Annotated in this window: 16 protein-coding genes; 8 read left to right on the forward strand and 8 right to left on the reverse strand. The window is 60.5% G+C overall.

Features of this window, described 5'->3' with window-relative positions:
• The first annotated feature begins 92 nt into the window (after positions 1-92).
• Positions 93-698 (forward strand): glutathione S-transferase family protein, encoded by a 606-nt coding sequence (locus ACVMDN_RS33610; protein ID WP_076827243.1) that lies wholly within the window; start codon positions 93-95, stop codon positions 696-698.
• Between the two features lie 17 nt (positions 699-715).
• On the opposite strand, the gene ACVMDN_RS33615 is transcribed toward ACVMDN_RS33610, so the two are convergent.
• Positions 716-1,660, reverse strand: coding sequence for a LysR substrate-binding domain-containing protein (locus ACVMDN_RS33615; protein ID WP_076827241.1), 945 nt, complete (start codon positions 1,658-1,660; stop codon positions 716-718).
• A gap of 259 nt (positions 1,661-1,919) precedes the next feature.
• On the opposite strand from ACVMDN_RS33615, the gene ACVMDN_RS33620 reads away from it, so the two are divergent.
• The 3 genes from ACVMDN_RS33620 to ACVMDN_RS33630 all read left to right on the forward strand — a co-directional run bounded on the left by ACVMDN_RS33620 (position 1,920) and on the right by ACVMDN_RS33630 (position 4,690).
• Complete coding sequence (locus ACVMDN_RS33620; RefSeq protein ID WP_076827239.1) at positions 1,920-2,666, forward strand: sulfite exporter TauE/SafE family protein; 747 nt, start codon at positions 1,920-1,922, stop codon at positions 2,664-2,666.
• A 56-nt stretch (positions 2,667-2,722) separates the two neighbouring features.
• Positions 2,723-3,607 (forward strand): LysR substrate-binding domain-containing protein, encoded by an 885-nt coding sequence (locus ACVMDN_RS33625; protein WP_310885534.1) that lies wholly within the window; start codon positions 2,723-2,725, stop codon positions 3,605-3,607.
• Positions 3,608-3,826: 219 nt separating this feature from the next.
• Entirely contained in the window at positions 3,827-4,690 is an 864-nt protein-coding gene (locus ACVMDN_RS33630; RefSeq protein WP_076825044.1) for a hypothetical protein, read from the forward strand.
• 736 nt (positions 4,691-5,426) lie between these two features.
• Here ACVMDN_RS33630 and ACVMDN_RS33635 read toward each other — a convergent pair.
• Both ACVMDN_RS33635 and ACVMDN_RS33640 read right to left on the reverse strand, forming a co-directional pair.
• Positions 5,427-5,738, reverse strand: coding sequence for a DUF736 domain-containing protein (locus tag ACVMDN_RS33635; protein WP_076825106.1), 312 nt, complete (start codon positions 5,736-5,738; stop codon positions 5,427-5,429).
• Between the two features lie 709 nt (positions 5,739-6,447).
• Positions 6,448-8,448, reverse strand: coding sequence for a ParB/RepB/Spo0J family partition protein (locus ACVMDN_RS33640; protein ID WP_076825045.1), 2,001 nt, complete (start codon positions 8,446-8,448; stop codon positions 6,448-6,450).
• Positions 8,449-9,369: 921 nt separating this feature from the next.
• On the opposite strand from ACVMDN_RS33640, the gene ACVMDN_RS33645 reads away from it, so the two are divergent.
• The 4 genes from ACVMDN_RS33645 to ACVMDN_RS33660 all read left to right on the forward strand — a co-directional run bounded on the left by ACVMDN_RS33645 (position 9,370) and on the right by ACVMDN_RS33660 (position 14,086).
• Positions 9,370-9,825, forward strand: a complete 456-nt coding sequence (locus ACVMDN_RS33645) for a DUF3788 domain-containing protein (RefSeq protein ID WP_076825048.1) — start codon at positions 9,370-9,372, stop codon at positions 9,823-9,825.
• A gap of 286 nt (positions 9,826-10,111) precedes the next feature.
• Positions 10,112-10,567, forward strand: coding sequence for a (2Fe-2S)-binding protein (locus ACVMDN_RS33650; protein ID WP_057016316.1), 456 nt, complete (start codon positions 10,112-10,114; stop codon positions 10,565-10,567).
• A gap of 4 nt (positions 10,568-10,571) precedes the next feature.
• Positions 10,572-12,779 (forward strand): xanthine dehydrogenase family protein molybdopterin-binding subunit, encoded by a 2,208-nt coding sequence (locus tag ACVMDN_RS33655; RefSeq protein WP_076825060.1) that lies wholly within the window; start codon positions 10,572-10,574, stop codon positions 12,777-12,779.
• Positions 12,780-13,174: 395 nt separating this feature from the next.
• Positions 13,175-14,086 carry a helix-turn-helix transcriptional regulator gene (locus ACVMDN_RS33660; protein ID WP_244558668.1) on the forward strand — a complete coding sequence of 304 codons (912 nt, stop codon included), beginning with the start codon at positions 13,175-13,177 and terminating at the stop codon, positions 14,084-14,086.
• Positions 14,087-14,214: 128 nt separating this feature from the next.
• On the opposite strand, the gene ACVMDN_RS33665 is transcribed toward ACVMDN_RS33660, so the two are convergent.
• The 5 genes from ACVMDN_RS33665 to ACVMDN_RS33685 all read right to left on the reverse strand — a co-directional run bounded on the left by ACVMDN_RS33665 (position 14,215) and on the right by ACVMDN_RS33685 (position 20,097).
• Complete coding sequence (locus ACVMDN_RS33665; protein ID WP_076825064.1) at positions 14,215-15,378, reverse strand: DUF3095 domain-containing protein; 1,164 nt, start codon at positions 15,376-15,378, stop codon at positions 14,215-14,217.
• A gap of 78 nt (positions 15,379-15,456) precedes the next feature.
• Positions 15,457-17,076 carry a GMC family oxidoreductase gene (locus ACVMDN_RS33670; protein WP_307720377.1) on the reverse strand — a complete coding sequence of 540 codons (1,620 nt, stop codon included), beginning with the start codon at positions 17,074-17,076 and terminating at the stop codon, positions 15,457-15,459.
• Positions 17,077-17,283: 207 nt separating this feature from the next.
• Complete coding sequence (locus ACVMDN_RS33675; protein WP_057016321.1) at positions 17,284-17,685, reverse strand: SPW repeat domain-containing protein; 402 nt, start codon at positions 17,683-17,685, stop codon at positions 17,284-17,286.
• A gap of 604 nt (positions 17,686-18,289) precedes the next feature.
• On the reverse strand, positions 18,290-19,180 hold the full coding sequence (locus tag ACVMDN_RS33680; protein ID WP_076825068.1) for a LysR family transcriptional regulator: 891 nt from the start codon (positions 19,178-19,180) through the stop codon (positions 18,290-18,292).
• Positions 19,181-19,461: 281 nt separating this feature from the next.
• On the reverse strand, positions 19,462-20,097 hold the full coding sequence (locus tag ACVMDN_RS33685) for a response regulator transcription factor (RefSeq protein ID WP_057016343.1): 636 nt from the start codon (positions 20,095-20,097) through the stop codon (positions 19,462-19,464).
• Between the last annotated feature and the right edge of the window lie 15 nt (positions 20,098-20,112).

Here is a 20,112-nt window from a genome sequence, read left to right on the forward strand (position 1 = left end):
CTGCGCTTCAGATTGGCCAAGGGCCCTGTTCTCGCGTAATCCGCCGCGAACAGCACTGCCCCTCACCAACGTCTCCTTCGGAAGGCCCGCGAATGATGACCTTGCGTATCTCCGCGACTTCGCCATTTGCCCGCAAAGTCCGGATAGCCATCTCCGTTCTGGAGCTCGATCACCGAATCGAAGTCAGTCTGGCGGATACCTACGACCCGGCCGACGAGATAAGATTGGAGAATCCGCTCGGCAAAGTACCGACACTCCTGCTGGAGGACGGCCGAACCTTGTACGATTCCCTGGTCATTCTCGAGTATCTGAACGAGCTCGTCGGCGCCGACGCTATCATCCCGCGCGGCCCGGAACGTATCGAAGTTTTGCGTATGCATGCGTTGGCTTCCGGTCTGACCGACGCAGCTCTGTTGGAGGTCTACGAGCGGCGCTGGAGAAAGCCGGAAAAGCTTAGCGAAGATTGGCTCGAGCACCAGAATGGCAAGGTCGTGCGTGCTCTCGATGCCATCGAAGCAACGCCGTTCGCGTGGCGGGGCACGCCGCATATCGGAGCGATTGCCCTCGCGACCGGACTTGGCTTTCTCGATCTTCGGTTCGATGGAAAGTGGCGTAAAGGCCGGCCGAAGCTGGATCGATGGCAGGAGAACTTTTCGAGCGAGGTGCCGGCCTACGAAGCGACAGCGTTCAAAGGATAGCCCGCTGCAAGCAAGGTCTAGCCGGCCGACGGGGCACCCAGCTTGGACCTTCTCGCCTGCTCATCCGACGCTTCCTGCATCGCGCTCTCCTCCCGCAGCCAGTTCCTGAAAAGCTGCAAGCTGGGATCATGTTCCCTGGTCGGACGACGGATCAAATACCAGGCCTCGATCTTCGGTATCGACAGCGGGAACGGGGCGATCAGGCGGCCTGCAGCGAGCTCCGCCTCGACATATGCGCTCATCGCCAGTACGGCGCCAAGACCGTCCGTTGCGGCTTGAACTGCCAAACCATAGTAATCGAAGACCGGACCGGGCGTCAGCTTCGCGAACGTCTCGGTCGGCAACGACGCAGCGAGCCACCAGCGCGACCAATCATTTGGCGCGTGACGGACACGAAGCAGGGAAATGTTTGCCAGATCGGCCGGCCGGCGGAGCCGTCGCGCAACATCTGGGGAACACACCAGCACGAGGTCCATGCTGAACAGCCGATCAGCGATGAACCCCGGCCATGGATCCTGTCCAAGCCGCACGGCACAGGTCCACTCTTCGTTGAACGGCGCGACGGCTCCGCCGGTCGCTATTCGGATTTCGATATGAGGATGGGATGATGCAAACCGGCCAAGTCTCGGAATCAGCCATCTCGCTGCCAGGGTCGGTCCAATGCCAACCGTCAGGACGTTGGTCTTCTGCCCGCGCTTCTTCGTTTCAAGCATCAGTTGTTCGATGCGGGCGAACGAGGCTCCTAGCTCGGGGGCCAACGCCGCGCCTACTTCGGTAAGTTCAAGTCTGTTGCGCTGACGGTCGAACAGTTTGACGCCGAGATTCTCCTCCAGGATGCGCACGAACCGGCTGACAGCCGCTTGGGAGACGCCAAGCTCGGTAGCTGCCGCGGTAAAGCTGACGTGCCTCGCAGACGCTTCAAACGCGCGCAAGGCGTTCAGGGGCAGAAAGGAACGAGACATACGTACCGGGCCGGGTGCGAGAATTCTACAAGGACGAAACCTCGGCAGATGAGGCTTAGTGCGACGCCCGCGCAATCCCACGGCCGTTTAGCCCTAAGCCAGCTCGGTCTGACCGATTGCAAAAGATAATTGCACGGCCAGAATCGCGCAAGTTTTTCATTATTTCCGGGCATTCTCCCTCGATCAGGGCCAACTTTTCTAAGGCACCCCCTAACTATCTCTGTTTGCGCTCGGTCACGCGCCTGAGCCACAACGGGCTATGACAGCCCTAGCAGCTTTAGGCCTAGCGATCTTGATGACCGCGACGGCTTTCCTCTCAGGCATCTTCGGGATGGCAGGTGGTCTCATCCTGATAGGCGTCCTGCTCGCCATAATGCCCGTTCCGGCCGCCATGGCCCTGCATGCCGTGACACAGATGGCCTCGAATGGGTGGAGGGCCTTCCTTTGGCGTCGCCACATCGTGTGGCGTCAACTCGGCTATTACGCCGCCGGATGCGTCGTCGCGCTGCTCGCCTGGTCTGCCATCTTCTTCGTACCCGAGAAACCGGTCGCCCTGCTTTGTCTCGGCGTGACGCCATTCCTGGCGAGAGCGCTGCCAATGAAATTACAACCGGATCCGGAGCGGCCTTCGCACGGGCTCGCCTACGGCTTGATCTGCATGTCCCTGATGCTGCTCACGGGCGTAACCGGCCCGTTGCTCGATACGTTCTTCCTTGGGTCCAAGACCAACGATCGCCGCGGCATCGTTGCCACCAAAGCGACGGCTCAGGTCTTGGCACACGGATTCAAGCTAGCCTATTTCGGCGGCCTCGCGGCGGGCGTTTCGGGACTGGACCCCATGCTGCTCGCTTATGCTGTCATAGCGTCCGTCCTTGGAACGACCTTCGCCCGACGCGTCCTGGAGTCGCTGAGCGATACTCAGTTTCGGCTCTGGGCCGGACGCCTGATTACGGCCGTGGCGACTTGGTACTTGCTGCAAGGAGGTTGGCTCCTCATCGCCCGATGAGGACGACGATTGATCTCGGAGTCTCGTGACGTTAGCGACCTTGATGGTACACAAACATGGATGTAAGCGATCTGAGAGCGTTTGAGGCGGTCGCCCGCCTGGGCAGCATGAACCGCGCGGCCGCAGAGCTGAATACGGTGCAAAGCAACGTCACGGCCAAGATCCGCAATCTCGAATTTGAGCTGAAGACACAGCTCTTTCAACGCAGCGCGCGCGGCGTCGAACTCACCCCTGCCGGCCGAAGAATGCTTCCCTTCCCGCTGCGACTTAAGAAGCTACTATCGGACGCCAGGGCGGCAGCTCGTGACGACGGACCGCCTAGCGGGCGCCTGGAAATCGGGACACTCGAAACCATCGCGGCTCTTCGGTTGCCGCACGTTCTCGCCGGGTTTGCCCGATCGTATCCAACGGTACAGATCTCTCTGAAAACTGGAACCACTCGCGCCCTCGTTTCTGATGTCATCGACGGACGGATCGATGGGGCACTTGTAACCGGTGCCGTCGAAAGCATCGTGCTAAATCATGCGTCAATGTTTCATGAAGAGCTTGTTTTGGTGACGTCGGCATCGATCCATTCCGTCGATGAACTTGTCTCGATACCGAATGTCCGAGCAATCGTGTTTCGGCAAGGATGCGTGTACAGGGAAAAGCTGGAGATGCTGTTAGCCGCACGGGGAGTATCGACGGTTGCGACGCTTGAATTCAGCTCGCTCGAGGCCATCCTTGGCTGCATCGAAGCGGGCGTCGGGCTGTCGCTTCTGCCGATAGGCATCATAAACCGCGTCAAGCGTGATGGCCTTGTAAAGGTACACCAGCTCCCGCCAGAAGATGCAAATGTACAGACCGCATTTGTCCGCAGACACGACACCTATCTCTCCAGCGCCATGACTGCCTTCATCGAACTGCTCCGTGACGAAGCGCTTACGTTTCCGAACCGCTAAACTGTTCGACCAACGGCGCGCCGGACGCATTGCAACCGTCCTTGCCTCGGTGCCTCACTGCGAAGTCGACGAAATGGATCGGCTTGAAATGATGGTCGGCTAGATAAATTGCCGTAAAGTATTGTCGTTGCTGACAACTGCGACGGACAGTGGGCCGAATGGGTTGAGCGTGTCTTGCACGCGGCGCGGCCGCCCGGATCGCCTTTGTTGGGCTCAGGAATGATCGCAGTCAGCCATGCGTGCACTGCGTTCGGACAGCAAGTCGTTTTCCCGCTTCTGGTGCGCTCGACCGACGGTGGTGCGTACGTCGGGACCCTTTCTCCATTGACCGAGGCGTACCAGATAGCCCGTCGCGTCGTGTTCACAGAATTGCCGGCCGAGACGTTGTTCGAACGCGCTGCGCATTGGTACCAGCAGAGCGAGAACATCGAAGCGAAGCTTGCCGAGCTGTCCCCCGGAACAGCGGATAAGGATTCCTGGCCGGCGGCGATCCCCAGCGCGGTGATCCGAGTAGGTGAGGTGGACGTGGAGATAGTTCCGCTGACCTCGAGGACCATGCTGGTCGACGAAGCGAGGGCAGGAATCGACGCCCAGGGGGTCGCGGGGCTAAACCATCGAATGGCTGCAAAGCGCTATGTCGAGAGTTGTCTCAGCGGTATTGGGCGTATCGTCTCATTGCGTTGTAGCGACGACGCCACAGCCATCAAGCGGCTGTCCACTGCGAAGATCGCGTTCGAGTTTGGAGGGGACGGCGCACCCGGGGAGCCGCTGTATGTCCGGTTGCATCGCGGCCGCGATGCGGGTGCGCCTCCTGCCGAGGCCGTGAAGGCTATCGAGACGTATCTCGCCCAACTAAGCGGGACCGATCCGCTGCTTCACGTGAATCTCACGGCGTATCGAGCTCGTCCAAGCTCCCGGTCCGTCGACACCATGTGCGGCTACGACGCGGCAAATGATGCCAACATCGAGTTCGCGCTGCGGCTCTGGGAGGAATATCTGCCGGAGCGATTACGTGGTTTGTCTCTCGACGCGTTTGCGATCGCCCTCGGCATCCCTCAGCTCAGGCGCAACGGTCCTGTGTAGAGGCGTTCCGCGCCTTTCGGTAAAAGGCCAACCGTGTCGACAGTTGGCGTAGAGGACCGGCGTGGGAACGAACAGCTTGACTGAAGGATGACCTGAGGGGCGGCCGCGGCGTGCGGATAACCTACCCCTATGAGGGTCTATCCCGAGAGCTTGTCCGCGCTAGTCCCAGCGAGATTCCAGAATTTTCCGCGCGACAAATCCGAACGGAGCATCAGACGAGTTCTTGTAGGAGTTTGAAACGCTTGGGTACGTTATGGCGACACGAGGTTTGTCAATGGCGCTAACCTTTGGATGTGCAGACAACGACTTGGCCGCCCTTCGGCGACAGTGCTTTTATCTTGCGATACTCCCTACCCTGCTCTGCCCTCAGACTTGGTTAGTCTGACTTTGCTCAAATTGCCAGGTCGATTCATCCGCGCTCAGTCTTTGCGACAGGAAATCGAGGCCTTTCGCGCGGCAAAATGGAGAGCAATTCGAGCTCCGAATGCGGGTCATTGCTGCCCGTGAGACACACGAAAGAGCACCTCCGACGATCGAAAATCCGAGCCAGATCCGACGCGAAAATCTGATCGCTCGGCCCTGAATACTGCACCAAAATCCATCCATCGATCGCTTTTTCTCAGGCGGCGAGGCCCCCTTTTCGATCCGAGAATCCCCTTCGACTCCCTCCCAAAGCGGCGCAAGCAACGCAAAAAGCCCCGCCTCCGAAGAGGCGGGGCCTTTGAAACCGCGGCGATCAATCGCCGCTGCGGCGCGACCAGATCAGGGTGAAGCCCTCGTCGCCTTCGATCTTGACCAGCGAGGCGTAGATCGGAGCCGGGAAGCTCGGATCGTCGAGCTTGACCGAGAGATATTCGCGATCGCTGTCGCGAACGGTCTTCTTCCAGGCGGCTCCGAACTCGGTCGCACCAGCGAAGATTCGGTAGTCGGGAGCCTTGTCGTTGTCCTTCTCGGATGCTGTGAACTTGGCCTTGATGTTGAGCGTCAGCGTCTTGATCGAGCCGCTGTAGCCGTTGTCGGAAGCGGTGAAAGTGCCGATGGTCGCCATGGTGATCTCCGTCTGTTTTGCCCGGGCCGCGCCCATCGCAGCCTCGATGGCGATCCCTTGCCCGGGAAGCGATCGGCCCGCAGCCACAAGGCCCGCAGCGCCAGCGGAGGACGGCGAAAGCCTGCTTTTTTGTCGTCCGCGAGGAATGCCGCCACTTCGCGGCAGAGGAAAAAAGCAGGCTTGAGGTGTTGCGGGAAGGCGATCGAGGCGCTTGCCGTGCCTCGGGCCTGATCAGCCCAATCGAGGGTGCGTTGGACGCGCGCCCATACCCGAACTGATGGCGATGACCATGGCTGCCGGCGCCCCACCGCGGCATCGGACAACGGCGCGATCGATCCAAAGAAGAGCCAGCGTCTACGCATCAATGGCAGGGACGACGCCCGACCAAACGAACCCGAACCAACCGCATTTGCGCGCGAGAAACCGACGTCGCCGCCAGGATGATCCGCCCGCTTTGCGCTCTCGCACGAGGTTCTGGGCACGACCAAAGCTTCCAGCCCGATTGCCTCGTCCCCGCAAAAAGAAGGCGCGGCACAGCCGCATCGGCCGCTGCAAACAGCGTGACTCGGACGGATCGTGGCCCGGATTTGGGGAGGGTCCAACGTGAGCAGTCGCCGCTGTGCATTGATTGAACCGGCCGCGCGCCGTCAGGTGCGCGGCCGAAAATTTTGGAGCCTGCCGGAGCCGCCACGCGGCCCCGGCGCGCATCTTACTCCGCAGCCTGCGAGCGAAGTTCGCTGCCCTTCACCTCGCTTTGGCCCTGCGGCGCGGCCGTCCGCAGCAACATCGGCAGCCAACCGGTTGCCGCCAACAGCTGTTCGGCAGCTTGCGCCATGTCGGCCTTTTTCAGCGACGACAGGCGCTCTGCCGCCTCTTCGCTGACGCCTTCCCTGACCGCTTCCAGAATGCCCGCCTTGGTGACTCGGCCGAGATAACTGCGCACGGTTGGACACCAATAGGAGGTCATGTCGAGGCCCACGGCCTCGGCCAAACGGTCCGCTGCCGAGAGGGCGCAAGGCCTCCGGTCAAACGGCAGTTTGACCGCATTGACCGTCAACGCCGTGCAGTGCGCGAACAGGGACATGCGGCTGTCGTGGTCGAGCTCGGCCACAAAATACCACAGTCCGGCGACGTCCTTGGGCATCTGCCGTGCCCAATTGGTGTGCCGGTCCGACCAAGACTTGCCAGCCGCGGTGTCCTCGATTCCGACCGCATGCACGGCCAAATCCGTCTTCACCGGCTGGATGCCGACCACATGCGCGTTGGCCCCGAAATAGAAGATTTGGGCGGCGAGCGCATGAGTGACCGCCACGATAGCGACCTCCGGCTGCTCACTCAAATTGAGCCGCAGCCCCAGCGTTCGGTGCGCGGTGAGATCGCGGACGAGCGTGTCAGACAGCCTCGGCACCTCCTCTTCTTCCTCGTTTTCTTCCTCCCCTTCTTCACCATCGCGCTTGGCTTCGTCACCTCCGACGCCCTCCTCTTCCAGCGCCTGGGCACTGCTGTCCTGCCCGGTCTCAGCATGGGCTTTCTCGTCCTCGGGGCGAATAAAACCCCGTTCGATCCGCACTGCACCGTCGTGATTGAGGATTACGAAAGCGCCGCCGCGCACGATGTCATCGGGATCGTAGGCCTGCCGTTTTGATTCCAGCCGGTCGATTTCGGTCTCCAGTTCACCGAACCGCGCGTCCACCTCATCGGACAGTTCCTCGGCCGTCTGGTGCTGCTCGGTCAGCCGGTCGAACTCGCTCTGGACCGCCTGAAGGGCGGCCTGATCTTCCGCCGAAAGCTCTACCGGATGCGGGTAGACCCGGCGCATGCCGTGGGCATGCGGGAAGTCGAGATGAGCTTCCGTCCACCGCCATCCCTCGGCCGCCCGCAAGCTATCCGCCTCGCGGCCAAGCCTTGCCGTCACCAAGAGATCGAGCAGCGAGACATCCTCCAGATAGCCGCCGCGATCCTCAGTGAAGAGGTCGCGCAGGACGGTACCGCCCGCTTCCGTATAGGCCTCGAGGCCGACAAAACGCGCACGGCGATCGGTGGCCGCGACATGGGTTTCGGTGAGCAGACGGCGGATGGTAGAGGCATCCCGGTCATAGGTGAGACGCTCATAAACAGCCTCCTGCCGTGCTTGATCGTCGGTGATGGCAAAGGCCATCACCTGCTCAAGCGCAAGATCGCCATCGCGATAGAGCTGGATCAATTTCGGGGAAACCGCGCCCAGCCTGAGCCGTTGCCGCACCACATTTGGCGTGACGCCGAACCGCGCGGCGATCTCCTCAGCGCCGAGCCCGCGCTCGTCCGCCTGCTTCCTGAACGCCTCGAACTGGTCAGCGGGATGCATGCTTTCCCGGGTGACGTTCTCGTCCAGGCTGATTTCGTGGGGGTCGTTCGCGGTATCGACGATGCAGCGGATCGGCTCGGTCTTCTTGATCTCCTTCCGCTTGACCCGCAACAACTGGGCCAGCCGCCTGCCCTCGCCGATGGTCACCAGATAGCACCCGGTAGCCGCTCCCTCGCCATCCAGCTCCGGCTCGACCACTAGATTTTGCAGGATGCCTTTCGCGGCGATGCTCGCCGCATAGGCCTCGACCATCGCCTCACTGTGCGGCGTCTTGCGCGCATTGTTCGGTGACTTCTTGAGCTTGTTGAGCGGAATGAGAACCTCGGTCCCGCTCACGGGGATGATTTCAACTGACTTGGCCGACATGATCAAACTTCCTTTTGCCTTCCATGGGTGCAAGGCGCACTCCGCGCCTGCAGCCCTGCCCGTCGGCGAGACCGGGGTTAGCAAGGGCCAGGGCGACCCGAGCGGAGGGGGATCGCCCGCCCGATAAGGGCCGCTTCGCAAGAAGCGGGTCTGCACAAGCGCGTGCTTCTTGTCGTCCAAAGTCGGCAGAATGAAATCAGCGCGGAAGACCGGGGAGACCGCTCGGGTCGGCGCCGGCAAGCCGGCGCTTCACCCTGGCGCGCGCGAGGGGCAGCGCCCCTGAGATCCAACCATGAGAAAAATGCGCAACCCTGCAGTCGTGACGACATGGCAGAAGTGCCAGCATCAAAAGAGCAGCCGACGACAGGGCAGTGATAGCGACGCGGGCATGCAATGCCCGCGGGCACCGAGGCGACTGCAGTCGTGAGACCGGTTAACAAGGCACCCGAGCGCGGGACAGCGATAGCGACGCCGGCATGCAATGACGGCGGGGCCCGCGGGCGAGTGCCTCCGGCGAGCGACTCATTATAATCTGTCTCTTACTTGCGCGAGGGATCGCAGCCGCATGGCCGCGACGCGAAGCGGCACCGTTCACGAGAGCCCGGTCCGCGACCAGCGGACGCGCCCCACCCCAACGAAGAACGACCTACCGGACGGACCACAATCGCTTGTCAACAAGCGCAGTCCTGTCCTGAAGGAAGCGACAAGAAGTCCCGAATACGTGTCCGCAAATCCGCGCGCAAGATTCCAGCGTTGACGGGCAACTCGCCTATGCGCCATTGCCGGAGAGAGGCCCGCGACAGAACTTCCGATTCCGAGACGGAAGACATTTCGCGCGCAACATAAGTTCAATCCTCAGGAACTTGGCAACGCAACTCTCGCAGAAGCTCAAGGAAGAGCCGTCGCAGCGAAAGGAAAGTTATGGAACAGTCCCCCCAGGTCGGCGACAGGATCACCGACAAATCAGCCTCGCCCGATGACAGCGTTGTCCGCGATTGGATCGGACCGGGTGCGTTCAAGCATTGGACCCACCTCCAGAACTGGATCGAGAAGTTCTACCCCGGCATTTTCGCGCCGGAATGGCTCTATGGTGGCAAGAAACGGGGTTGGTCGCTGCGCTACAAGAAAACAAAGGCGTTCTGCACCTTCCTGCCCGAGTATAAGCGGTTTTCGGCCGTGGTGGTCTTGGGGAGAGCGGAACGAGAACAATTTGAAGAGCGGCGCTATCTGTGGCGCTCGCGGTTGATCAAGCTTTATGATGAAGCCAAAACATACCCAGACGGGAAGTTCCTAACGGTAGCGATCTCATCGGCCGATGACCGGCATGATGTGACTGAGCTTTTAACTATGAAGCGCCCGCCGCAACCGCGCCGTTAAAATCCGCGGAAATCCTAAGTTTCGCGACCGGCTCGGCGACGCTGGACCTTCGGAAGCGCAAGACGACGCTATCCAGCAGTTAAAGTACATCGTTCGCAAGTAATGTGGAACGCTGCAGCGCTCGTGCCGGAGCGTCGCGGCTGCATTCCTCATTGCTATAGACACCATACATACTGGCTATTGGAAAGCTTCGCCTCGTATTGCGATCAATCCGCACCATTTTCGCGGATTCATGAGTGATGTTGATTGGCTCACTGCTCACTCCCAGCGCGCTCAAGAGGCATTCATGGCTTTCACACTGAAGATCAACGGCTCACTTCATGAGGTCGATGTCGACGGCGATATCCCTTTGTTATGGGTACTGCGCGACGTGCTCGGCATGACCGGGACCAAGTTCGGTTGCGGCCAGGCGTTGTGCGGCGCCTGCACCGTGCATGTCGATGGTCAACCGGTCCGATCCTGCCAAACGTCGATCGATAGCATCGGCAACAGTGCGGTCATCACCATCGAGGCGATCGGCCGCACGTCGCAAGGAGCCGCGTTGCAAAAGGCCTGGTTGGATCTGGAGGTCGTGCAATGCGGCTACTGCCAGTCCGGCCAGATCATGTCGGCGGCGGCATTGCTCAAAAATACTCCGAAGCCGAGCGACACGGATATCGACGCGGCGATGTCGGGGAATGTCTGCCGTTGCGGCACCTATCAGCGCATCCGTGCGGCTATCAAGCAAGCAGCGGGAGTTTGAGCTCATGGATATGCCGATTCTGAAGGACCGCGCCGAAGACGAAATGGCGATTTCGCGGCGCGCGTTTGTACGGGGCGCAGGTTTGATGCTCGGTTTTGCGTTGAGCGGTGCCGGCGCGGAGCCGGTGTTCGCGGCGTCCGCGTCGCAGTTGGTCGAAAGCGAGGTCACCGGTACCTTCGCGCCGAACGGATTCATCCGAATCAATCCGACCGGCGCCGTGACCCTGATCATGCCCATGGTCGAGATGGGACAAGGAGTTTACACGTCGCTCTCGATGCTTCTCGCTGAAGAACTGGAAGTGAGGCTTGACCAGATTCAGGTACAGCATGCACCGCCAAATCATGCGCTTTACGTCAATTCGATCATAGGCATTCAGAATACGGGTGGTTCTGCCTCCATCCGCGCCTTCTGGATACCGCTTCGCCAGGCGGGCGCGGTGGGTCGTAATTTGCTGCTTGCGGCGGCCGCCAAGCGGTGGAATGTCGATCCGGCGACTTGCCGCGCCAGCAACGGCGTCGTGTCCGATGCTTCGGGTTCGAAGCTTCTGAGCTATGGCGAGCTTGCGGAAGCTGCGGCGAAATTGCCTGTGCCGCCGGCGGCTAACGTCAAATTGAAGGATCCGAAGGATTTCACGCTGATCGGTACTCGCGCCAAGCGCGTGGATTCTCCGATAAAGGTCGACGGACGCGCGCTCTACGGTATCGATACGCGACTGCCGGGCTTGAAGGTCGCAGCGGTTGCTATTTCGCCTGTGCTCGGTGGCAAGGTGAAGGCGGTGAACGAGAAGGCCGCACTGGCGGTGAAGAATGTCCGGCAGTTCGTCAATATCGGTGAAGCCGTCGCCGTGGTGGCGGATCACATGGGGGCGGCGAAGAAGGGTCTCGAGGCCGCCGCCATCAGGTGGGACGATGGCCCGAACAGCAAGATCAGCAGTGCCGATATCGTACTGCAACTGGAGGAAGAATCGAAGAAGCCGGGCGCTGTTGCCCGTCACGTCGGCGATGCCCGAAAGGCGCTTGCGGACGCTGCGCAACGGGTTGACGCCGTCTATCAGGTGCCTTTCCTGGCCCACGCGACGATGGAGCCGATGAACTGTACTGTTCATCTGCGGAAGGATCGTTGCGACATTTGGGTCGGTACGCAAGCGCCTACGATCACGCAGTCCCAAGTGGCCGAACTCACCGGCCTGCCAAAGGATGCGGTCAAAGTCCACAATCATCTGATTGGAGGCGGCTTCGGTCGGAGGCTGGAAGCCGATGGCACGATTCTCGCCGTCAAGATCGCCAAGCACGTCGACGGCCCGGTGAAGGTAATCTGGAGCCGCGAGGAAGACATCCAGCACGACATGTATCGGCCCTACTATTTTGATCGGCTGTCGGCAGGACTTGATACGACTGGCCAGCCGGTCGCCTGGACGCATCGGATCGCCGGCTCCTCGGTCATGGCGCGCTATTATCCCCCTTATTTCAAGGACGGATTGGACCCCGATGCCGTGGAAGCGGCGGCCGAGCCACCCTATGCACTGCCCAATATCCACGTCGACTTCGTCCGGGTCGAGCCCCCTGGTGTCCGGACGTCCTGGTGGCGCGGCGTCGGACCGACTCACAACGTTTTTGTGGTCGAAAGCTTCATCGATGAGCTCGCTCATGCCGCGAAGCAAGACCCCCTCGCCTATCGCAAGAGATTACTTGGCCACAATCCGCGAGCGCTCGCTGTTCTGTCGCTTGCAGCGGAAAAAGCGGGATGGGGATCCCCCCTTCCGACGCGGCATGGCCGCGGAATTTCGGTACAGTTCGCATACGGAAGTTACACATCGCAAGTCGCCGAGGTCAGCGTCGGCGTCGATGGCTCTGTCAAAGTCAGGCGCATCGTCTGTGCGATTGATTGCGGCACGTACGTCAATCCGGATACAATCGAAGCACAGATTCAAGGCGGCACGCTTTTCGGCCTGACCGCCGCTCTCCATGGATCAATCACTTTCAAGGATGGACGGGTCGAGCAGAGCAATTTCGACAGCTATCTGCCGATGCGTATCGACGAGGTCCCGGTGGTGGAGACGCACTTGATCAAGAACGCAGAGGCTCCGGGCGGCATTGGTGAAGCTCCGACAGCCATCGTGAGTGCTGCAGTGACCAATGCGATCTTCGCCGCGACCGGCAAGCGTGCACGCAGCCTGCCGATCGATACGGATTCGCTGAAGTCGTCATCCTAGGTCCTTGCCCTTCATCCCGCGTGACAGCTTTCTTGGCGCGTTCATCGCGTGCCGCGCTTTTCGATGGTGGCGTCGAAGACTCGTCGTCAGCATCTCGACCTGAAGGCGGTTCAGGATTGATCTGCAAACGTTTCACTTCCATACTCCGGTACTCTGATCATGATTGCGCCATCGGGCACTGGAGGAAGGCCGAGCAGTGGTAGGAGCGAGAATGGCGCCGCTCCCACTGATCCTTGGAGAACAGGCGTAGGAGCACTATCGGCGCCAGTAGCCAGCAATAAAGGGCCACTCTCATGCACACGAAAGCGGTTCCAAAGCACACACTCACCAGGCAGAACGTGTTGCTGTCCACGGGGTCCACGGTGAAATTGTCTACAACGGACCTCGACAACCTAATGCAGGCGCTCGACATCGATGTCATCGCGCTGACCGAGATACTGGTGCCACACGGTCACCGAGTGAAATTCGGGACGATTGACGTACCTGGAATCCACTACAACTTGAGTGGCGTGGGACGCATATCGATCAACAGCGGACCAGCGATACCGTTGAGCCCTCATTTACTCATCATCGTGCCGCCAAACACTCCCTTCATGATCGAGGTTGACGGTGGGAGCGGCCCACCGAAGCTCATTTCGAAAGACTGCTGGACCCATCAGGAAGGCATTCTCCGCGTCGCAGCGCCGAATGAGCGACCCGAAATCGTCCAGGTATGCGGCTTTTTTAACGCATCCTTTGGTCAGTCGGTGAGGCTGTTCGGAGAACTCCGCGAACCAGTGATCGAGCAATTCGAGCCGGCTGACAAAATCGACCTGAAGCTTCGCGAGGCTATGGACGAGCTGCTGCAGCAAGAGGTCGGCGTGGGAGCCATGACAGCGTCTCTTCTCAAGCAGATCGTCGTCTCTTTGGTGCGGCGGTCCCTGAGGTCTTCCCAGCGGTGGACCGAGCGATTCTCGATACTTGCCGACAGGCAGGTGACCCGTGCTTTTGCGGATATGGTGGCGCGGCCGGGAGCAGCCCATTCAGTTCAAAGCTTGGCGCACAGTGCGGGATTGAGCCGCTCGGCATTCATGGCTCGCTTTTCGGCTATCTTTGGACAATCGCCGATGGCCATCTTGCGGGACTTGAGGATGCGCCAGGCCGCAGTCGATTTGACGACGACGACGATGCCGATCGACGTCGTTGCTCTTAATGCGGGGTACGAAAGCCGTTCAAGTTTTGTGCGGGCTTTTCGAAAGGCGTACAAGCGAGATCCGAGCGACTATCGGCGGACAGCCGGCGAGCGCAATGCCCGGCAGGATGTCTGAAACGACCTGTTTAGCGCGTGCGGGCTGGTCACCCAATCTCCAAACAACGATGGCCGCCGCTGTGCGCTCTGCAATGGCAACCGAAGCGCAATTGCCCGAAGCTCTGATGGTTGACGTGAGCGGCCAAGTCACGAATCCTCTGAGAAACTGGCGACATTACGCTTCAAGTTGGCCGCGGCGAAGGCATATCCCCCGGAAGCACCATCAACGAAGTGCACGTGATCGGCTCTCGTGGGTGATGGCACATAGCACGTCAGATTCGCAGCCTTCTGTCGGTGCGTCCCGAAAAAGCAGGCGCCTCGTCGCTGGGCCTCCTCCAGGCGCGCGCCTATCGCATTGGCGAGCTCGGATGAGCAATCCACCGTCATGCGCAGGCCGTCATCGAATTTTCGGTAATCTGTATTCTCCACAAGCTCACGTCGGAACCGCGCTTCATCAAAGCCTTCAATCGGAGGCCCCGACCGGGCGCCTACCCAAGCCAGAACGGCGCGCCGGGACTCCGCGACCCAGGTCGCAAAGGGCATCTTCCGCCTGCTTTCCTTGATAGCATGATCAAGATAGTCGCCCGTCATTGCGGGAAGCGGACCTTCGGCGGGCAGCGGACGCAGGTCGAGATCGTTGGAACGAAGCGTTTGCAGGAGCTCCTGTATAGTTTCCGCGAAGAAAGCCGGATCATCGCGCGAAATGACGATAAGAGACAGAATGATGCCGTTCTTGGTATCGATCGGGGCAAATCGGCACGAGAGACCTGTGAGGTCGGCTGAAACTCCGAAAGGCGCGCGTGGAACGATGTATCTGCCTTCCTTGAGTTCGCGCTCGGCCCAGGCAAGTCCCCCGCCGGCGAACATCGCGTAGCTGACATTCGAAGAGGGCGCGAAGCGGGCGACCAGGACGTCCAAGTGCTGAGCGCGAATGTCTGCGACCGGAATGACCGCAACGCGCAATGTGAGATCCAACACGTCTTCAGCCCAAGCGGCAGTTCTTCCCAGGGTATCCTTGACAACGGACGAACGGGCGCCGGGCGCTGCGATGCTCGCGCCGTCGCCTCCGAAAGTGGACGGAAGATGTAGGTCTGGTAGTGCATTGCTGATGGCGGCAAGAACCGCCGCGCCGGCCGTATTCACATCTCGGTACCGTCCTTGTTCAATCGCTTTGGTCGAATGGCTGACATCTGTAACGGCGATGATCCAGTCTTCCGGCAGCGGGCGGTACAGATCTCGCTGCATTACGTCATCGAAGGAATCGAAGGGCACAAGCGCCCGATAGAAACCATCGCCTGATCGATTCAACATCGTCTGCAGACCCTCCGGTCGTCTTCGGAGTTCGGAGCCAGGCGCAGTTTCGCTGTTCGATAGCCTTGCCGGAGCTTCTCAGGTGCGCTTCAGATCCTCGACCAGCATCGCCGTCGCATGGCGTGCGAGCGCCTGGGTTGGCGCGTTGGTATTGCCGCTGGTGATGTTCGGCATGATCGAGGCGTCGATCACCCGAAGGCTGTCGACCCCGCGGACCCTGAGCCTGGCGTCGACCACCGCTCGCTCATCCTGTCCCATCCGGCACGTTCCGACCGGGTGCCACATCGTCGTTACGACGCGCTTCACCCATTCGCCGATCTCCGCGTCCGACTGGATATGCGGACCGGGATCCATCTCTTCCTCGATCACCGACGCCAAAGACTCCTGGGCCATAACCTCGCGGATCGCCCGCACTGATTCCACCGCGGCCTTCAAGTCTTCCGCCTCGCCGACGAAGTTTGGATTGATGAGGGGCATCGACGTCGGGTCGCTGTCGGCCAGCCGCACCCAGCCGCGGCTCTTGGGCTGAAGCACCACGAGCTCGAAGGTGACGCCCGAGCGGTTGCCTGTCGGACCGAGTTGCTCGTTCAAAATGATAGGAGCGTGGTAGCATTGGATCGTGGGGTCGGCGGCGAAGTCTGACGGGCTCCAGTGAGTAACCGTCTCAATGCCGTTGCCCGACGCGGGGCCGTCCTTGGTGACGAGATACCGCAGGCCGGCCTTAATTGTGCCGAGTCCCTGAGCGGCGGCCTGATAGCCGAGATCTCCCTTCACATAGGCGCGAACCGGGACCATCGGGTGGTCGTGGAGATTTTCGCCAACTCCCGGAGAATCGACAACCACCGTGATGCCGTGCTGCCGCAGCTGCTCGGCCGGTCCAATGCCTGAGTGCATGAGAATTTTGGGGCTATGAACGGCCCCGGCCGACAGAACGACCTCGCCGGCCATGACCCTCTCGAGGCCGTTATCCTTCAGTTCGATCCCGACAGCCCGCTTGTCGTCGACGAGAATCCGAACGACGGTCTTGCCGGTGAGAAGTGTGACGCGGCCCGAGGCGAGATACGGACGCAGATAAGCGTCGACCGCGCTACACCGGCGTTGATTTCCGACCGTCGACTGCACCGGCGAGACGCCGATCTGGCTCTCGCCGTTATAGTCGGGATTGTAGGGCAGCCCATATTCCTGGAACGCCTTGAGACAATGTTGATTCAGCTCGTTGATGCCCTTGGGCAACTGGACCGCCAGACCGCCGTTGATGCCGTGATATTCATCATGGAAGGTGTCGTTGCGTTCCTGCGCAATGAAGACGGGAAGCAGGTCTTCATACGACCATTTGCCAGTGTCGCCGACCGCATCCTGCCACGCGGCGAAGTCGCGTATCTGACCACGGACGTAGCACATCGCGTTGATCGAGGAGCCGCCGCCGAGCACCTTGCCCGAACGATATGCCCTTTTCTTGCCATGCTGGGGAACCGTCTCATACTTCCAGACATGCCGGTCGTGGACCAATATATTGGCGAAGCCGGCGGGGATGTGGATGAACGGATCGCGATCCAAGTCGCCCGCTTCGATCAGCGCAATCGATGCATCGGTGTGTTCGGCGAGATAACTCGCGACGACGCAACCGGCCGCACCCGCGCCAACAACGACGATGTCGTACCTCTCCTGGGACATCCGTATCTTTCTCTTTCGCGCCATTTTTAGTTCAATCTCGCCCCGGGAGCCGCTCTATCGCGGCACCTGGTTCGGAGATTGATTACACCTTGCTCTTGGAGGGTGATCCTTCTCGACCGGCGAGGGAAATCACCTCTCGCCATGGAGTTGATAGACGATCGTTATTGTCGCTTCACCACACCGCGCGATGGCGTACGCTGAGACAGAGCAGGTGACGCGCTGTTGTCGCTTTTAACCCGCCGCGCGCCTGCCCAATGTCGAGCCCGTAGCGAGCTGTTCCTCAGGCGCATTCAAGACTGTCGTCGTGAGCAGAACGGCGGCGGCGAGGACCCAGTAGTACCAGGCATCGAGCCCGACGAACTTGAACGCAAACGGAGCGATGATAAACAACACGCCGACGGCGCGATCGACCCAAAGGTGAAGCCAGTAGGGAATGATGCGGACGAGCCCGGTGGGATGGTCAGTCAGGGCGGCCAAGAGCAGCGCGGTCGCACCGACAACGACCGAAAGCCACGTTGCGACCGGGTTGTTCTGGCCGAGATCCAGCACGAAAGGCGCTGCGATCAAGACGATAGCGACCGGATAGTCGATCAAGTAAGCATGAATGGATTTGGTGATGAAGCGAAGCGACATCGCTGTCTCCTAGTTGTTGGATTTGTTTAGTTGAGCGGGTCCTTACGGTGCGGAGAGTGCATCACCCGACGGTGATCAGGACGATTGCGCCGCCCTGCGCTGTAGCACTTCATTCAACCGTCACAGGTCAGCCCCGTTGGATGAACAGTAAGCAGGCACGCGAACCATTAGAAATGCCCGGTCGTTATCGTTTCCATTCCGCCTCATTCAGCGCCGGGGAGGCGAGGTTTGTGTCTGCGTGGCGTCGGCCACCAAGTCGAGAATGGTGCTTCAGTGTCCCGCTATCGCAGCCCAGGACTACGTCATCCGCTCATTCCCGGGTCGCCGCCCTATTCTCGTCCTTGCTCCTTTAACCCGGAGCCCATAGCCCAGAGCGGCCCGATCTTGCCGGAGTATGTCGTCAATCGGGTCGGACGAGATGCTCGCGAGCTGCCACTGCGCCTTCTGCCGGGTGGAATGGCTCGCTTCTATCGACCCGACGCGTTCCACGGCACGTCAGCCCTCGAACTGCTGCGTTGCTTGCTTCATACGCGGCGCGTTGGGCTGGCTTTTTAAGTAGCAACAGCGAGGTATGCGCTGCATGCCGTCCCACTGAACTGCAATTTCACGTCGTTCGCACAACGGATGACCAGTCGCGAAGGCGCGTGACCTTGACGAAAGCGTCAAGCGCCGGCGAGTAGCGGCGCCCCTGCACGGCCAGTAGCCGCACCTCGCGCGAAGCCAGGTCGCCTTCGAGCGGGATAGTCTTGAGCATCGGAAGATGCGGCATGTGCTCGGGCGCGAGCATTACGCCGAACCCAGCGGCGGCCATATGCTGCAGGTGCAAGTCGTTGCCGCTGCGGTGGCCGAGGTGAAGCGGCTTCTCGGGAAAATAGGCTTGCTGGATTTTTGCTGCCACGTCGCAGTCGGCACGTTCCAGCAGGATGGTCTCACGGAGGTCCTCGATGCCGATTGAGGGACGGTTTGCCAGCCGATGTGTCGGCGCGAGGACCGCGACATAGCGCTCCTCGAACAGCGACCAGTCGTCGATCCGGTCAGGCATGTCCCGCACGTCCCCGACCATTGCCGCGCTGATCTCCCCCTTAAGCAAGAGGTTGACAAGCTTCTCTGCTGCTCCTTCACGCAACTCGACGTGAAGTCCGGGGACGCCCCTCGTAGTCTCGGCGATCGAGTCGAGCACGAGCGACGCCGAGATCGAAGGAGCAAGGCCGATCTTCAAGGGCGCGACCTCTTTGCGTTGGAAATCCCGGGCCCTGCGGCGCACCGTCTCCGCAGAGGCGAGTGTGCGCTCCAGCATCGGAAGGACTTCCTTTCCAAGGTCGGTGAGCTGCGTTAGCCGACGCTCGCGGTAGATCAACTGGCCGCCGAGTTCCTGCTCGAGCTTCTGCACCCCCTTGGTCAGCGCTGGCTGCGCGACATTGCACTGCTCGGCCGCGCGAGTGAAGTTGAGCGTAGACGCGACGGCGAGGAAATAGCGAACCTGATGAAGCTCCATCGTTGATTCTCCGTCAAGTCGCGGCGAGTCTTGAGATGCTACGATGACCCGACACGCGTCGCATCCCATCTTGACGGCTTGGGGTATTGCGGTCGATTCCGCGAAGGTACCGTGAAGTTCACTTGTTGCTGATTGTGCTAAGCGTTCGCTTAGACGCAAGACGTAAACGGCGCGCGCCCGGATCCGCTAGCCGGATAAGCGCGCCAATTGGAGATGTCGGCACAGCAAGAGGCCGCAGAAATGCACCCTCACGCGAAGCGCGGAGTAAACACCTTCTGGGTTCAGGAGTTGTGCGGGTGATGGAGACCTTCGTTGAGAAGGTCCGCCATTCGGCTGAGTTCGGGAAGCGAACGCGCCTTCATCTTCCGCATCAAATTCACGCGATGCACCTTCACCGTAGATTCGGAGATGCCGATATCATTGGCAACTTGCTTGTTGAGGCGACCGGCGACGACGCCGAACATGACTTCACGCTCTCGGGAGCTGAGTGTGTCGAAACGCTCCTTGAGCGCGGCCACTGCGCTTTCACTCTCTCGACGGGCACGATCGCGAGCGAGGCCTGCCTCGACGGCATCAAGAAGATCCTGATCACGGAATGGCTTTGTAAGGAACTCAATCGCACCGCCCTTCATCGCTTGCACGGTCATCGGCACGTCGGCATGTGCTGTGATGAAGATGATCGGCACTTGCCTGTTTGCGGCGACAAGGTCGCGCTGAAGCTCAAGACCGCTGCGTCCCGGCATTCTCACGTCGAGCACCAAGCAGGTAGGACCGTCCGGCGGATCGGCCTTGAGAAAATCGGAAACAGACGAAAATTGTCGGGCAGGCAAGCCGACTGTCCGCAACAGCCGCGCGACCGAGTCGCGAAACTCCGGATCATCGTCGATTACCAAGACACTGGGATTTGCCTCACCCACTCTCGGCATCCTGCG

This window comes from Bradyrhizobium sp. USDA 4510 (genome assembly GCF_054059095.1).

Coding starts and splice junctions, on each gene's coding strand:
- ACVMDN_RS33630 (WP_076825044.1), top strand. CDS start 3,827: ATGATCGCAGTCAGCCATGCGTGCACTGCGTTCGGACAGCAAGTCGTT.
- ACVMDN_RS33640 (WP_076825045.1), bottom strand. CDS start 8,448: ATGTCGGCCAAGTCAGTTGAAATCATCCCCGTGAGCGGGACCGAGGTT.
- ACVMDN_RS33615 (WP_076827241.1), bottom strand. CDS start 1,660: ATGTCTCGTTCCTTTCTGCCCCTGAACGCCTTGCGCGCGTTTGAAGCG.
- ACVMDN_RS33670 (WP_307720377.1), bottom strand. CDS start 17,076: ATGGCGCGAAAGAGAAAGATACGGATGTCCCAGGAGAGGTACGACATC.
- ACVMDN_RS33610 (WP_076827243.1), top strand. CDS start 93: ATGATGACCTTGCGTATCTCCGCGACTTCGCCATTTGCCCGCAAAGTC.
- ACVMDN_RS33625 (WP_310885534.1), top strand. CDS start 2,723: ATGGATGTAAGCGATCTGAGAGCGTTTGAGGCGGTCGCCCGCCTGGGC.
- ACVMDN_RS33660 (WP_244558668.1), top strand. CDS start 13,175: ATGCAGGCGCTCGACATCGATGTCATCGCGCTGACCGAGATACTGGTG.
- ACVMDN_RS33620 (WP_076827239.1), top strand. CDS start 1,920: ATGACAGCCCTAGCAGCTTTAGGCCTAGCGATCTTGATGACCGCGACG.
- ACVMDN_RS33650 (WP_057016316.1), top strand. CDS start 10,112: ATGGCTTTCACACTGAAGATCAACGGCTCACTTCATGAGGTCGATGTC.
- ACVMDN_RS33665 (WP_076825064.1), bottom strand. CDS start 15,378: ATGTTGAATCGATCAGGCGATGGTTTCTATCGGGCGCTTGTGCCCTTC.
- ACVMDN_RS33655 (WP_076825060.1), top strand. CDS start 10,572: ATGGATATGCCGATTCTGAAGGACCGCGCCGAAGACGAAATGGCGATT.
- ACVMDN_RS33635 (WP_076825106.1), bottom strand. CDS start 5,738: ATGGCGACCATCGGCACTTTCACCGCTTCCGACAACGGCTACAGCGGC.
- ACVMDN_RS33675 (WP_057016321.1), bottom strand. CDS start 17,685: ATGTCGCTTCGCTTCATCACCAAATCCATTCATGCTTACTTGATCGAC.
- ACVMDN_RS33645 (WP_076825048.1), top strand. CDS start 9,370: ATGGAACAGTCCCCCCAGGTCGGCGACAGGATCACCGACAAATCAGCC.
- ACVMDN_RS33680 (WP_076825068.1), bottom strand. CDS start 19,180: ATGGAGCTTCATCAGGTTCGCTATTTCCTCGCCGTCGCGTCTACGCTC.